Here is a 14,503-nt window from a genome sequence, read left to right as displayed (position 1 = left end):
CAAGCCATTTATTGTTATTCTTATTTCACAAAATCAAGAAGAGCTAAGAAACTTTCAGCTTCAAGTGACGCTCCACCAACAAGGGCACCATCAACGTCTGGGCAAGCCATGTATGAAGCTACGTTTTCAGGTTTAACAGAACCACCGTATTGAACACGAACTTTGTCCGCAACTTCTTGACCAAAGTCAGCAGCTACAACGTCACGAACGACTTTACACATTTTTTGTGCGTCGTCTTGTGAAGCTGATTTACCAGTACCGATAGCCCAGATTGGCTCATAAGCGATAACTGATGCAGCAACTTGTTCAGCTGTCAAGCCAGCCAAAGCAGCAGATACTTGAGCACCTACGAATTCAGCCGCTTTACCAGCTTCGTAAGTTTCAAGGCTTTCACCACAACAAATGATTGGAAGCATACCGTTTGCAAAGATTGCTTTTGCTTTTTTGTTGATGTCTTCGTCAGTTTCATGGAAGTAGTCACGGCGTTCTGAGTGACCGATAACAACGTAGTCAGTACCGATTTCTTTCAAAACTTGTGGGCTTGTTTCACCAGTGAAAGCACCTGCATTTTCAAAGTAGCAGTTTTGAGCAGCAACTTTAAGGTTTGAACCTTTTGCAGCAGCAAGAACAGTTGTCAAATCAACTGCAGGAGCTGCGATACCTGCTTCAACAAGGTCTGATGAAGGAAGTTTTGATGCTACGGCTTCAACGAATGCTTTTGCTTCTTCTGGATTTTTGTTCATTTTCCAGTTACCAGCGATAAATGGTTTACGTGACATTTCACATACCTCTTCTATTTTTATTTATATGGGCTATTATATCATAAGAAAGCAAATTAATAAAGGTTATCCACAATTTTTTATCAAATCGTAATGTTTCTCTGAGTTATCCACAGTTTTGGCTGTGAATAAACCGTTTAAAGACCTTAAAGGTATCTTTTACTTCCTATTTTCCAGCAGTTCTTCTATATCTGTAATGACTCTGGCCTGCATTTTATTGAGCTTGTCTATCTCTGCATCCGAGTATGGGAAAGTGTCCAACAACACTCCATCAATCCCAACAGCTTCAGCAATAGCCATATCTGTGGAAAAATCATTGCCAACCATAACCGTATCTTCTGGATTAAGCTGATTCTCTTCCAACACAAGCTCTAGCCATTCTGCTTGTGGTTTTTTGATCTGATAATCCGAAGAAATATAAACTTTGTCCAGATAGGGAGCACAACCCGTCAATTCAATTTCTGGCATTGTAAAAGCTCTTTGAGCATTGGATAGCAAAATAATATTGCCTCCCTGGTCCTTAATGGCCTTTAAAACTTTGAGGGTGTTCGGATAAGCATAGAGATGACGACGGGACAAACTCCGAAAAGTCACGGCCAACTGCTCTCCCCAAGCCTGCACATCTGGAAGTGGAGTCTGGGTTTCATGCTTAGTTGGAGCTTCCTGCAAAAGTTGAATGAAAACCGCCAACAAATCAACCTCTGGATAGACAACGCCTTTCTCTTGAGCTATCTTTTTTTCCTGCTCTACTACCAATTGTCCATATTTCTTTTTCAAGTCTTCTGGCTGATAATCTGCTCCATATGCTGCATAGATGCGGGAAAGATACAACCATAAAGTCGGATCATCTTCATCAGTCCGGATATCTACTAGTGTTCCGTAAAAGTCAAAAAGATAATGTTTATATTCTAACTTGTGCATTTTCTCCCCTTTCGCCAGTGACAAACATGGTAAAAGTCCCCTTGCAGACATTCTTCCCATCTTGGTTGACAATATCTACATCCACCACTCTAGTCGTCCGTCCGGTATGGACACAATTCCCCTCAATGCTTAGAGTATCGCCTAGTTTAGCCGCTTTAAGATAATTGATGGAAGATTGCAAGGTCACAGCGTCAGCTCCTTGTGAAATGACAACCAAACCACTTATCTGATCGCACAAGGTGAACAAGTAGCCTCCATGTGCATTGCCATAATAGTTTAGAGAAGAGGGGACGACCTCTGTCGTTACTAAAACATGGCCATCTTTGGCCTCCTCAATTTTATAGTTTTCAAATGCCGAAATTGCATCAAAATGAAAATCTTTCATTCCTCACTCCATTAATTTTGCTTATACTTCATCATACTACTTTTACTACAAAGGAACAATGATTATATGCACGTTCCAATGGAAAAAATTTTTCTACCAGCTATTCAAATCTCCAGCACTCCTGATCTTTCAGCCGATTTGAGCTGGTAGATTGGAAATAGAGTTCTGATCCAAATTAGGCTGGTAATGAATTTAAAAATTCTCAGCTGAAGATTTGCAAGACAAAACATTAAACTAGGTTGGAAATCACTCCAACCTAGTCTCTTTGTATTCTCTTTTGATAAAGATAGGAAATCAAAGCCAGTCCTATTACCCCCAGACCAATCAGAAGAAAGGAAAGGGTGTGGACACTCGGCAGAAGCGTCATCAGAAAAGTCGCAGGAGGCATGAAAAGAATTGCCAGCGTGTAGATCGTTGAGAAAACGCGGCCTAGATACTGCTTGTCCACCTTGGTCTGAACCTGGCTGAAGAAATGAATGTTGAACACAGTCATAAAGAGCTCACAGATAAGATTACCAGAATAAGAAAAATAGGGATGAACCGTTATCAAGGCTGAGACGCCCATGACTGCGACTCCGACACCGGTCAATAGCAGGGCTACAAGTAAATTTCCCATACTGGCCTTAACCTTGCTAGCTAGAATGGCTCCAATGATTGATCCTATAGCACCCAAACTCAGAATAGTTGCATAAGAGCCTGTCTTTTCATAGAGCTGATTGGTGAAAGGCAATAGATAATTAAAAGCTGCAAAGAAAAAGTTAACTGCAGAAGCTACCAAAAGCAGAAAGAAAATTTCTTTTTGCTGGCGGATATAAACTAAACCTTCCTTGATATCTCTCAGGATATTTCCAAGATTGATGGGAGACTTCTGCTTGCTTGGCTCATGATTGGGCAGAAAATAAACCAAGGCAAAAGCCAGAAAGAAGCTAAGGGCATCTAGCTGAAGGGTCATTCGTAGATTTGCATACTGCATCACGATAAAAGACAAAACTGGAGCTGAAACACTGATAACCTGCAAAGCTAATTCCAGATGAGAATTGTAGGCCACGATGTCTTCCTTGTCCACAATCTCTGTAATGTAAGACTTATTAGCTGGTCGAGAAAAAGCAAAGGCTATAGCCTGGACCACATTGGCAAAAATCAGGGCTCCAATCATGAGTCGGTCATTAGAAATAAAAGAAATCAGCAGACAAAGTCCAGCACAAATCAAGTCCGTTACCATCAGCACCTTCCGTCTGGAAAAGCGATCCGTAATGGCCCCACCCAAAGGATTGAATAAGATAGAAGTGACTAGTTCCGATATCTAATAAATGCCCAAGACCGTCTGTCCTAGAGCTCCCAAAGAAGCAAGCCAGATGCTGTTTCCATAGTCATAGAGCATATTTCCAATTTTATTAATAGCAGCCCGTGTAATAAGCTGTGTTGCCTGTCGATTCATAAAAATACCTCCTTCCATTTCTGAAACTATTGTATCAGAAATAGAGGGAGGTTCTTTGTTTTTCCCATATTCGGGAAATTATACTTTCACAAACTTATCGAAATGCTCTTGATAATAGGCGACCTGCTCAGGTAGTTCCAGCACTTCAAAGATGTGCATGGCTTCCTGCATTTGCTTGATTCCCTCCTTCTTCTGTCTCTTCTGGTAAGCAGCAAAACCCTTTAGATAGAGGAATACATTGCGTTCATAGAGTTTGATGCCTTTGCCAATGATTTTCTCTACGTAAGCCTCAAAGTAACTTGCCTTATCAAAAGAACGACTTTCCAAACAATGCTGGTAACAATTGAGAGCTAGAATCAAGACCAATCTCTTATGGCGACCGATTTCTTTGTAATAGTCCTCTCGCTCCATAACTTCCTTGCCCAGACGGTAGACATAGTCCACATCATAGAAGCTATAGAGATTGCCAAAGAGAATAAGCTCATACATAGTCCAATCTTCTACTTGGAAGAGATAATCAGCCACCTTATCTAAATCCTCTTGCCTCATGTGAAACTGACTGTCCCGCTGACAAATCAAGCCCTGCATCAAAATCCAATTCAGCTCATAGTAAAGAGGCGCCTTGCTGGCCTTGGCCTTTTCCAACTGCTCCGCTTGCAAGTCCTGAAATCCCTTGATGTCATTTGAGTAGTAAAGAGGGATAATCTTCCCCATCATGGCCACGTGCTCATGCTGCTGGAAATTCCGGGCCTTATCCATAAAATTTTCAAGGGTCACATGAATATTATCCAAAAGATCTAAAAATTTCGAGAGAGTCATGTCCGACTCACCCAACTCAAAACGAGACAGCTGAGAGGTCGAGCAAACCTGACCAGCTGCTTCCTTCAAAGAATAATGCCCATTTAAACGAAAATCACGAAAAACTTTACCTAAATCTTCCATTTGTTTACCACTTCAATTCCTTTAAGTACCTTTCTAACTCTTGCAAGTACCCTTCGTCGAATCCTTGATCTTCTTTCACGGAAAAATCTAATTGTCTTAAGTAGGAAATCAGCCAATCAACCAATAAATCATACTGATGAAGAGGTAGGCGTTTCATCTGCTCTTCAACAAAAGAAATGGCCTCTTCAAAGCGCTGCTCTTGTAAGACTTGCTGAAGATAGCGAGCCCCGTTGATGAGTCTTCCTTCCTCATCCTCATACTGCCCCAAATCTAAATTCTGAATCTGTAGGCGCAAAGTTGTACCAATCATGTCGGCTACACCTTTAATCTGCTTCATAAACCAATCATTTTCAGTCGCCATCATGTTCTCCTTACGCAAATTAGAAAACTACACCTTCTCCGCTAGTTCTTCCCATTCTAGCATGGCTTCTTCTTGTTTGGCGGTCAGCTGGTCGATTTGCTGCTGGCTCTCCATGAGTTCGCCAGCATCGTTGGTGGCCTGCATGGCTTCCTGAAGCTGACTGATCTGGCTGTCCAAGTCCTCGATTTGCGCTTCCAATTGCTCTAGGCGGCGAGCCAGCCGGCGCTGTTCTTTCTGGTTTTCCTTTTGAAGCTGATAGTCATTGGCAGGGGCAGGCTTGTCAGAATCAACCTGCTCCGCCTCCTCACGCAAGGCTTCCTGCTCTGCCTTTTTCTCCAGATAGTAGTCATAATCACCCAGATAAAGGGTGGAGCCTGTTTCAGAAAGCTCAACTATCTGCGTGGCCACGCGATTGATAAAGTAGCGGTCGTGGCTGACAAAGAGCAAAGTGCCGTCAAAGTCAATTAGGGCATTTTCCAGCACTTCCTTGCTGTCAATATCTAGGTGGTTGGTCGGCTCGTCTAGGATGAGGAAGTTGTTGTTTTCCATAGACAGCTTGGCTAGAAGCAGCCGCGCCCGCTCTCCACCCGATAGCATGCCGACAGACTTCTTGACATCGTCTCCCGAGAAGAGGAAAGCACCTAAGCGATTGCGAATCTCGACCTCTGGCGTCAGCTTGAAGTCATTCCATAGCTCGTCAAGTACCGTATTGCTGGCAGTCAGTTTGCTCTGGGTCTGGTCATAGTAGCCCACTTCCACATTAGCCCCCAACTGCTCCTTGCCTCTGATGAAGGGAACTTGACCGATTAGTGATTTAATCAAGGTCGTCTTTCCAATCCCATTTGGCCCGACAATAGCTACCGCATTAAACTTGCGAATGTCTAGGTTAATCGGCTCCGACAGGACTTCCTCACCGTAGCCAATAGCCGCATCTTCCAAGGTCAGCACGACATTGCCCGAAACCTTATCGGATCTGAAGGTCATATTGGCCGAGCGACTACCAGTCTCCGGTCTGTCCAAACGCTCCATCTTTTCCAGCTGCTTACGACGGGACTGAGCCCGCTTGGTTGTGGAAGCCCGAACCAGATTGCGATTGACAAAGTCCTCCAGCGCAGCGATTTCTTTCTGTTGCTTTTCATAGTTCTTGGCTTCAGTAGCCAGCTTCTGCTCCTTTTGGACCGCAAAGCTAGAGTAATTGCCCACATAGCGATCCAAGGAATGCTTGGTCAAGTCCAGCGTGATGGTCGCAACCTTGTCTAGGAAATAGCGGTCGTGGCTGACGATGATGAGGGCGCCTTTATAATTTACCAAATAATTTTCCAGCCAAGCAATGGTCTCGATATCCAAGTGGTTAGTTGGCTCGTCTAAGACCAGCAGCTCTGGCTTTTCCAAAAGCATCTTGGCCAGAGCCAGACGGGTATTCTGCCCGCCTGAAAGCTCAGAAATCTTCATCTGCCACATGGACTGGTCAAACTTGAAGCCATTCAAAATCGCTCGAATGTCGGCCTCATAGGTAAACCCACCTTTCTGGCGAAAGTCCTCTGACAGCTGGTCGTACTGGGTCATGAGAGCCGTCAGGTCTTCCCCTGACAATTCTCCCATTTGCAGCTCCATCTGGCGTAGTCGCTTTTCCTGCTGGCGCAGGCTATCAAAGACCAGCAGCATCTCATCGTAGATGGTATTCTCCGACTCAAAGCGGCTGTCCTGAGCCAGATAGGACAGGGACAAGTCTCGTTTTTTATTGATTTGACCAGAAGTCGGATCTTCCTCGCCCACCAAAATCTTGAGCAGGGTTGACTTGCCAGCTCCGTTTTTACCGACCAGTGCAATCCGGTCACTCTCATCCACCTGCAGGTTGATATTATCAAAAAGTAGCTCCCCTGCAAAAGAGCGTTCAATCTTGTTTGCTTGTAAAATAATCATAAAACCATTATAGCAGATTTCCAAGTACAGAGCCATTGGCTGTCATAAAAAATGAAATCCAAACTGTCTGTCTCTCAAGCCAATTCAAAGGAAAATTTTAAATTTTTCCGCAAGCACTCAGACAAGCAAGTCCAGCTCAGTGATTGAGCACCAAGCTCCGCCTACCATTAAATCAGACTTCTATGGATTAGCATACCCAAAAAAGCCGAAAGAGCTCAACTCTAACGGCTTTATTTTTTATTCAATGATTTGTGTTTCGGCTAGTTTCTTATACCAGTGAGCGGATTTCTTCGGATAGCGTTCCTGGGTTTCAAAGTCTACGTAGAATAAGCCGTAGCGTTTTTCATAACCGTTAGACCAAGAAAAGACATCCATCAGAGACCAGATAAAGTAGCCCTTGACATTAGCCCCGTCCGCAATCGCATCGGATAAAACTTCCAAATGCTGCTTGACGTAGTCAATACGAGCATCGTCGTAAACTGTATTGTCCACAAATTCATCTTTATAACCCAGACCATTTTCTGTGATATAAATCTTCTTGTAGTTTGGATAATCTTTCTTAATCCGCATGATTTGATCATAAAGACCTTGCGGATAGATAATCCAATCCCAATCAGTTTTTGGTATATGGGTTGGAGATTCTCTGCGTCCTACTCCCTTAATCTGGTACTTGGAGCTTCCCTTTTCGCCTTTTCCGTTATGGATAATTTCTGTTTCACCGTCAAAGTCGCGCATCCAATCACTCATATAGTAGTTGATGCCAAGGAAGTCATTGAGGTCTTTAGCTGCTTCTAAAGCCGCAAAGTCTTCATCTCGTAGATCCAGCTGACCACCATTGACCTTAAGGATATGGTTTACTCCTGCCAGAGTTACATCTGAATAGTGCCCCAGATAAGTAGCGTCAAGGATAAATTTATTATGAATAATATCTTCTAACTCTGCTGCTCTGACATCTGCTGGATTTTCTGGATCGTAAGGATATTTTGTCGGCAGTGCATGAACGACACCAATTTCACCCTTGTATCCCTTGTCCTTATAGAGCTTAACGGCACGAGCATGAGAGACCATCATATTGTGATGGGATTGGAAAACCTTGGCCAAGTCATACTGAATACCCGGCGGGAATTTTCCGACCAAGTACTGCCCGTCACCAATGGGACCAATTTCATTGAAAGTCGTCCAATAGCGAACTTCTAGAAATTCTTCAAAACAGAAAGCCGCATAGTCTACAAAGTGCTCGATATTCTCCCGATTCAGGAAGTCTCCGTTTGAGTGGAGAGCTTCTGGCGTATCAAAATGGTGAAGGGTCACAAAGGGTTCCACATGCCGCTTGTGACATTCTGCGAAAAGATTATGGTAAAATTCCACACCTTTTGGATTGACCTCGCCATAGCCTGTCGGGAAAATCCGTGACCAAGCAATGGAAATCCGAATACCATTGACACCATACTCTTCAGCCAATTTCAGATCCACTGGGTATTTGTGGTAAAAGTCGCTGGCAGGTTCTGCCGTATACCAGTAGTTATCTTCTAGATACTTATCCCAGGCAACAGGTCCTTTTCCATCTGTGTGGGTCGCTCCCTCAGCTTGATAGGCCGCTGTTGCACCACCGAAAATAAAATCTTTAGGTAAGGTTTTTATCATCTTATTTTCCTTTCAATAACATTTGGAGAGTGGGACAAAAGTCCTAGCCTCTCAATTGTCTTTGGATTATCGAGCAAGACGCAGTGGTTGAGTGGACTCTACTACGCTGATTTCATCGCTTTTACAGCCCTACTCAACTGTGCGGAGGTGGGACGACGAAATCGAATTCTAACGAATTACCGATTTCTGTCCCACTCTCTATCAAGTTGCTTCATCTCAAATAAACAGATTTAGTTGTTAAATTGTTCCTGCACGAAGGCAAGTGCTCCTTTGCCATCACGCGTTAGTTTGATGTATTGGCCACCTTCAGTCTTAGCCAGCTTGATCCCCAACTTATCAGTTTCCGCCTTCATGTCTTCAAAGTTGGAGGCAACTTGAGGAGCCAGGATAACCAGGTCAAACTCAGGCAGCATTTCACGGTGAGCACCGTAACCACCCGCTGCTGCTTTGACAGGAACATTGTATTCAGCTGCTGCTTTATTCAAAGCGTTGGCCAGCAATCCACTAGTACCACCACCTGCACAGAGCACCAGAACATTGGTTTCTTCGCTAATATTGTTTTGCGCTGGAGCTTCTTCATCCACTCCTGCTTTTTCAAGGATAGCGTCTGCTTTAGCAGTATTAAAGTTAGCTGCTACTTTTTCTTTAAGAGCATCGTTAGCTTTGCCAGAACGTTCTTCTTCTAGGATTTGTTCGTCATAAACCTTGACAAATGGATAGTAAATAACCACATCCACTACGACAAGAAGGGCTGCTAGTACAAAGGACAGAAGCTGGAAGTTGGTACCCAGCACAATTCCCAGAGGTCCAGGGGTCACCCAAGGAAGGTTGGCTGAGAAGGAGTTCATGTTTAACGTATCAACAAAGAATTTGAAAATCCATACGTTTACGATAGGTGCAAAGATAAATGGAATGAAGAAAATTGGATTGAGTACGATTGGAGCACCAAAGAGAATAGGCTCATTGACACCAAAGAAGGTTGGGACAACAGATGCCCGTCCAATCGCACGGTTGCGCTCGGACTTACAGATCCACATGAAGAGGAATGGAACAATCAAGGTCGCACCAGTACCACCCATAGTAACGATGAACATTTGAGTACCAGAAGTGATGACTTTATCCGCATGTTGACCAGCTTGAAGCAAGGCCAAGTTGGCATCGATATTGGCATAAGTAATGGCAGCAATGGCAGGCTCAACGATAGACGGACCGTGAATTCCCACGAACCAGAAGAAAGCATAAGCACCAAAGATAAGCGTGATTCCCAGATAGCCATCAGCTGCTGAGAAGAGTGGAGCAAGAAGCGTTCCGATGGATTCAGCAACGGTTACTCCCAGACTTGCTTTAACAAGCAGTTCCAGACCGTAGAGCAGAACGACTGAAACAGTAAATGGAATCAAGTCTTTAAACACTTGCGAAATATTTGGTGGAACTTCTTCTGGCATGCGGATGGTGACATTATTTTTCACACAAACCTTGTAGACATTAACCGTAACGAAGGCTGCGATGAATGCTGTCAAAAGACCTTTGGTTCCCATGAAAGCAGTTAAGAAGCCACCTTCCTTGGCAGGCTCAGCTGCCATGAGGAGGAATCCGACCATAGAAGCCAGCATAGTAGACAAGAAGTTAATCTGGTTTGTCGCAGGCAGGTCGCGGTTGACAGAGTCTGTCAAAGCCTTGGCGGTGGTCCCACCCACAAAAAAAGCCAGAATCCCCATCGAATAGCTATAAGGAGTCATTAGGAAAGTTTCAATATCCTTAGACCAGTGGAAACCCCAAGCATTTGGCACATAGGCAATCAAGATAAAGATAGATGAGAAGAGGATGACTGGCATGCCAGCGATAAAGCCATCCCGAATAGCACGGAGATAGATATTCCGAGAAATCTTCTCAAAGAAAGGCTTCCCTTTCTCAATAAGTCCGATGAGTTTGTTCATTATTTTGCTCCTCTTTTGTATAGTTCAATCATGTGCTTCATCAAATCCTTGAGCAACAAGGTTGTCATCAGGTGGTCTTGACCATGCATCATGGTCACGCTATAGGCCAAATCCTCACCAGCAGCTTCTTTGGTCAAAAGACTGGTCTGAGCATGGTGCGCTTCGACGATACAAGCATTTGCTTCTTCCACCAAACTTTCAGCGCGGGCAAATTCTCCAGCCTGCGCTGCATTTAATGCTTCCAGCAACTTGGAACGAGCATCACCCGCGTAGGCTACGATTTCAAAACCAAGTAATGTTACTTCTTCTCTATTCATGATAGATCCTCCTTTTAATGTTCCTTATAATAATCGTTGAATATGCAAGACCAGATAAACTCGCTCACTATGATACAAGTCTATTCCAGTTTTCTGGGCAATAATCTCATAAAGACTACTTCCGATTTGATAAGCTTTGGGATAGGTCAGTTTAATCTGACTTTCCATTTCTAACAGTGAAACGTTGTCATCTCGGCTTCTGTCTAAGTAATCTAAGAAGTAATTGAGATGAATCATAAATCGGTCATAGAAGTTGCTATTCTCCGATGTTCTTTTAATTCCCTGCTTTCTCAGCTCTTCTTCTACAGCCGCTAGAATTTCCTTCCGCTGATCCAAATGACCCTGACCTGCTGGACTGGAGACCCCTTCTGCATTGATAAAGTGATAGGCGATTCTGTTTATTTCATCGTCTGGAAATGCTTCTAAGAGTCGTTCCCGATAAATAGCTACTGCTTCTTGAGCAATTTGATAAGGAGTGGGATATTTATCTGAAGCATCTGGCAGATCACTACTCTTGTACCGCCCCTGCTGAAGCGCTTGATAAGAACAGTAAATATGATCCGTCAGTGTGACATAGATATACTCCTGGACTGGGTAATGGTATTTCTTAGAAAGCGTGTCAATCACATCGTAAGTCACTGTGATAAAATCCAGTGGCACATCTTTGAGCAAGGCCACAAAGTTTTCCTTGGATTCTTCCGTTCTCAGACGAAAGACTTTCTCAATCTTACTTTCCAGAACAGGATCACCTTTTTTCTTATTGAATGCTATACCACTACCAATCAGAACAACCTCTTCACCATTTTCATGTTTGGCTAGAGCAACATTGTTGTTCATAGGCAGTATAATTCGATACATAGTTCCCTCCTCATCATTTTCTTGAGCCTTCGTGAAATAAAAATGACCGCAAACAAACGGAAAAACACAAGAGCACTTGCCTCTTCCAATTCATTTGCGGTCACGCCTAATCCAACTTAGTAACGCTCACCCTATTCAATTTATAGTTTCATTATAGCACATCAAAACGTGAATGTAAACCCTTTCTTTTGCTTTTTTTAAAAAATATTTTTTAGAAGCCTTTTTTTACTAAGCATGACCAACGCTCATCAAGCTTTTCAAACTTGAATCCTCGACTTTAGATAAAAGTAGGAGCCAAGAGCAGAAAGTGCAAGACTTCATAAAAACTTCTTGGAAAGCTTGCACTGAACTTGCCATGAAAGACTTGCTCTCGCTCAATTAAGCCTCTTCATGTCATAAGTTTTTTTTCTTCTATAAATTGCTTGTAGTTTACAGAAAACTCCCTAGAACTTCTTGATTTTGCATGACCAAGTAAATGCCCAGCAAAATAATCAAAACAAAAAGACTTAGCTTTATTATCCCTTTGACAAAACGAACAATCCATAGAATAATCATGGAACCAATCAACCACATAATGGCTGAATGCTGGAAAAATCCTTGAACTGTCTCCACATTCTCGCCAAAGAAGGCCTGAATCGGGGCTGGAACATGAGTTTCCCAAGCAGCTGTTACGCCTAGATGGTTGGCAATATCGTTGCCGCTTTTCCAAAGCCAAGCAAAAATGCCTGAGTTAAAAAGAAAGAGGAAAACTTGCTCTGGGAAGCTTCTAATAATATTAAAAATCGATTTTAGCATGCCTTTATGATTGATACAAGTCTTTTACAGCCTGGATATCTATTGGCTGAATGCTATAAAATGAGCCTGCCGACTGCATCACTGATTCCTCCTCATTATGGTCTAATCCGATAGCATGGCCCAATTCGTGAGCTGCTGTATTGACAATCCGCTCATGAGAATAACCATAGCGTCTGTCCAGCAAGTAGTAACTATTTAGGCGAACGGTCACATGGGTAAATCGTTTGGTTAGGAGATTGGTCTGCGACTCAGCCTCACCAGCTGCACTGACATTGCCGTCATTCATCTCCGTCGCAACAATATCCGCTTCTTCCTTGTCATTGACGATTTGAAAGGTGAAGGCACCTGTCTGATTCCAAGCATCGATGGCCTCCTGATAGGCAGAACGAAAAGTTTCATTAGCGGTATCGATATATACCGTAGCACTAGCCTGCGCCCAACGAGCTCCCGTCCCTGTATGCTCATCTGTCAGCTGATGGGGCTGAATTCCTTCACGAGTCTGAAGACCAGTGGAAAGTCCTTGATGCGTTAAGAATTGATCCACTTGAGTTACAGTAGTGCGAAGAGCCTGCGATAATCCCTCCGCCCCCATCTCTGTCGAAGTAGTAAAATAAAAAACACCTACAAGAACAAGGAAACTGAGTGCCACAGACCAAATAAGCCCCCAGATGAGCCGCCAAATCAAGCGAAATATAAATCTAATAGAATTGAAAATAAACTTCATGGCAAGCTCCTTTCTCATAGAATGCACGAGAAATTTAGTCTATCATCTTTCTCTTAAATAAAACTGAATTTGCATAAAGAGCAAGTATCGCAATAAATGGCTCGGATACAAAGTCCCACTTGAAAAGACGAAAAAAGAAGCTGAGAAACTCAGCCTCTTCTTAAGTAAATTACAATTCGATATCACCGAAAAGATCAGCCATTGAGAAACCAGTTTGAGTTTCTGGAAGCTCGAAGTCACGTTTTTCTTGACGACGTGGACGACGTGGACGAGATTGACGTTTTTCTTCTTTTTGGCCTTCTTCTTGAGCTGGACGCTCTTCAAGAGCCTTGATAGAAAGTGATACACGCTCAGCAGCAGCATTCACTTCAAGAACTTTAACAGTTACTTCTTGACCAACTTTAAGAGCATCTTTTGGATTTTCAACACGTTTGTGTGAAATTTGTGAGATGTGAACAAGTCCGTCGATACCTGGCAATACTTCAACGAAAGCACCGAAGTCAGTCAAACGTTTTACTGTACCTTCAACTACATCGCCAGCAGCAAGTTTTTGTTCAACACCATCCCATGGTCCAGGAGTTGTAGCTTTAAGTGAAAGTGACACACGGCCTTCTTCTTCGTTCAAATCAAGAACTTTCACTTCGATTTCGTCACCAACTGAAACAACAGATTTTGGTGAAACGTTGCGCTCATGAGAAAGTTCAGTCAAGTGAACCAAACCATCAACACCACCAAGGTCAATGAAAGCACCGAAGCTTGTGATGCGAGCAACTTTACCAGTCACAACATCACCAACATTCAATTTACCAAATACTTCTGCACGCGCTGCTGCAGCTTCTGCTTCTACAACTTCACGACGTGAAAGGATGAAGCGATTTTCTTTTGGATCTACTTCTTTGATCTTAGCATCAAATTCTTGACCTACAAAACGTTCAGTGTTGCGAACGAAACGAGTATCGAGCATTGAAGCTGGAATAAATCCACGAAGTCCTTCAAACTCAACAGAAAGTCCACCTTTAACAGCACGAGTGCCCTTAACAGTAACAACTTCTTCTTCACGACCAACCAATTTGTCCCATGCTTTGCGAGCTTCTAAACGTTTTTTAGATACTAGGTAAGTAACTGTATCTGTATCTTTACCTACTACTTGACGAAGAACAAGCAATTCAAGTGTGTCACCTGGTTTTACAAAGTCATTGATGTCAGCATCACGATCATTTGTCAACTCACGCAGAGTCAAAACCCCTTCAACACCAGTACCAGCAATGGCAACATTAGCTTGGTTAGCATCCACTGTCAATACTTCAGCAGTAACGACATCACCTGGCTCGACTTGGCTAACACTGTTTAGCAAATCTTCAAATTCATTCATCTAAAAAAATCCTCCAACAATCAAGTATACTACTTGACATACTTATAATTATTTTCCTAAGCACCCGCAAACGACATTGATTTATCTTTACCGTTTTCCACCCTATA

General features: G+C 43.1%; 13 protein-coding genes and 1 pseudogene. All 14 read right to left on the bottom strand.

What is annotated here, in order from left to right; genetic code table 11:
• Positions 1 to 20: 20 nt before the first annotated feature.
• Positions 21 to 779 (bottom strand): triose-phosphate isomerase, encoded by a 759-nt coding sequence (gene tpiA / locus D8872_RS02885; protein ID WP_005589685.1) that lies wholly within the window; start codon positions 777 to 779, stop codon positions 21 to 23.
• A gap of 159 nt (positions 780 to 938) precedes the next feature.
• Positions 939 to 1,700, bottom strand: a complete 762-nt coding sequence (locus D8872_RS02880; protein WP_125389876.1) for an HAD family hydrolase — start codon at positions 1,698 to 1,700, stop codon at positions 939 to 941.
• Positions 1,681 to 2,085, bottom strand: coding sequence for a PaaI family thioesterase (locus tag D8872_RS02875; protein ID WP_061910014.1), 405 nt, complete (start codon positions 2,083 to 2,085; stop codon positions 1,681 to 1,683). The genes D8872_RS02880 and D8872_RS02875 overlap by 20 nt, the downstream gene beginning before the upstream one ends.
• Before the next feature lie 256 nt (positions 2,086 to 2,341).
• Positions 2,342 to 3,523: pseudogene (locus D8872_RS02870) on the bottom strand (MFS transporter).
• A 78-nt stretch (positions 3,524 to 3,601) separates the two neighbouring features.
• Positions 3,602 to 4,465: an Rgg family transcriptional regulator gene (locus D8872_RS02865; RefSeq protein WP_125389875.1), complete on the bottom strand. Its 864-nt coding sequence runs from the start codon at positions 4,463 to 4,465 to the stop codon at positions 3,602 to 3,604.
• Between the two features lie 4 nt (positions 4,466 to 4,469).
• Entirely contained in the window at positions 4,470 to 4,826 is a 357-nt protein-coding gene (locus tag D8872_RS02860) for a hypothetical protein (RefSeq protein ID WP_125389910.1), read from the bottom strand.
• Between the two features lie 27 nt (positions 4,827 to 4,853).
• Positions 4,854 to 6,749, bottom strand: coding sequence for an ABC-F family ATP-binding cassette domain-containing protein (locus D8872_RS02855; protein WP_125389874.1), 1,896 nt, complete (start codon positions 6,747 to 6,749; stop codon positions 4,854 to 4,856).
• A gap of 237 nt (positions 6,750 to 6,986) precedes the next feature.
• Positions 6,987 to 8,393, bottom strand: a complete 1,407-nt coding sequence (gene lacG / locus D8872_RS02850) for a 6-phospho-beta-galactosidase (RefSeq protein WP_125389873.1) — start codon at positions 8,391 to 8,393, stop codon at positions 6,987 to 6,989.
• Positions 8,394 to 8,623: 230 nt separating this feature from the next.
• Positions 8,624 to 10,330: a lactose-specific PTS transporter subunit EIIC gene (locus tag D8872_RS02840; protein ID WP_125389872.1), complete on the bottom strand. Its 1,707-nt coding sequence runs from the start codon at positions 10,328 to 10,330 to the stop codon at positions 8,624 to 8,626.
• On the bottom strand, positions 10,330 to 10,647 hold the full coding sequence (lacF, locus tag D8872_RS02835) for a PTS lactose transporter subunit IIA (RefSeq protein ID WP_048792057.1): 318 nt from the start codon (positions 10,645 to 10,647) through the stop codon (positions 10,330 to 10,332). The genes D8872_RS02840 and lacF overlap by 1 nt, the downstream gene beginning before the upstream one ends.
• A 24-nt stretch (positions 10,648 to 10,671) precedes the next feature.
• On the bottom strand, positions 10,672 to 11,505 hold the full coding sequence (locus tag D8872_RS02830; protein ID WP_125389871.1) for a PRD domain-containing protein: 834 nt from the start codon (positions 11,503 to 11,505) through the stop codon (positions 10,672 to 10,674).
• A gap of 429 nt (positions 11,506 to 11,934) precedes the next feature.
• Positions 11,935 to 12,300 (bottom strand): hypothetical protein, encoded by a 366-nt coding sequence (locus D8872_RS02825; RefSeq protein WP_125389870.1) that lies wholly within the window; start codon positions 12,298 to 12,300, stop codon positions 11,935 to 11,937.
• A 4-nt stretch (positions 12,301 to 12,304) separates the two neighbouring features.
• Positions 12,305 to 13,024, bottom strand: coding sequence for a matrixin family metalloprotease (locus D8872_RS02820; protein ID WP_125389869.1), 720 nt, complete (start codon positions 13,022 to 13,024; stop codon positions 12,305 to 12,307).
• A gap of 169 nt (positions 13,025 to 13,193) precedes the next feature.
• On the bottom strand, positions 13,194 to 14,396 hold the full coding sequence (gene rpsA / locus D8872_RS02815; RefSeq protein ID WP_015604624.1) for a 30S ribosomal protein S1: 1,203 nt from the start codon (positions 14,394 to 14,396) through the stop codon (positions 13,194 to 13,196).
• Positions 14,397 to 14,503: the final 107 nt, after the last annotated feature.

The organism is Streptococcus cristatus (assembly GCF_003943815.1).
GTDB lineage: Bacteria > Bacillota > Bacilli > Lactobacillales > Streptococcaceae > Streptococcus > Streptococcus cristatus_F.
This window is presented reverse-complemented; position numbering and strand designations above follow the sequence as displayed.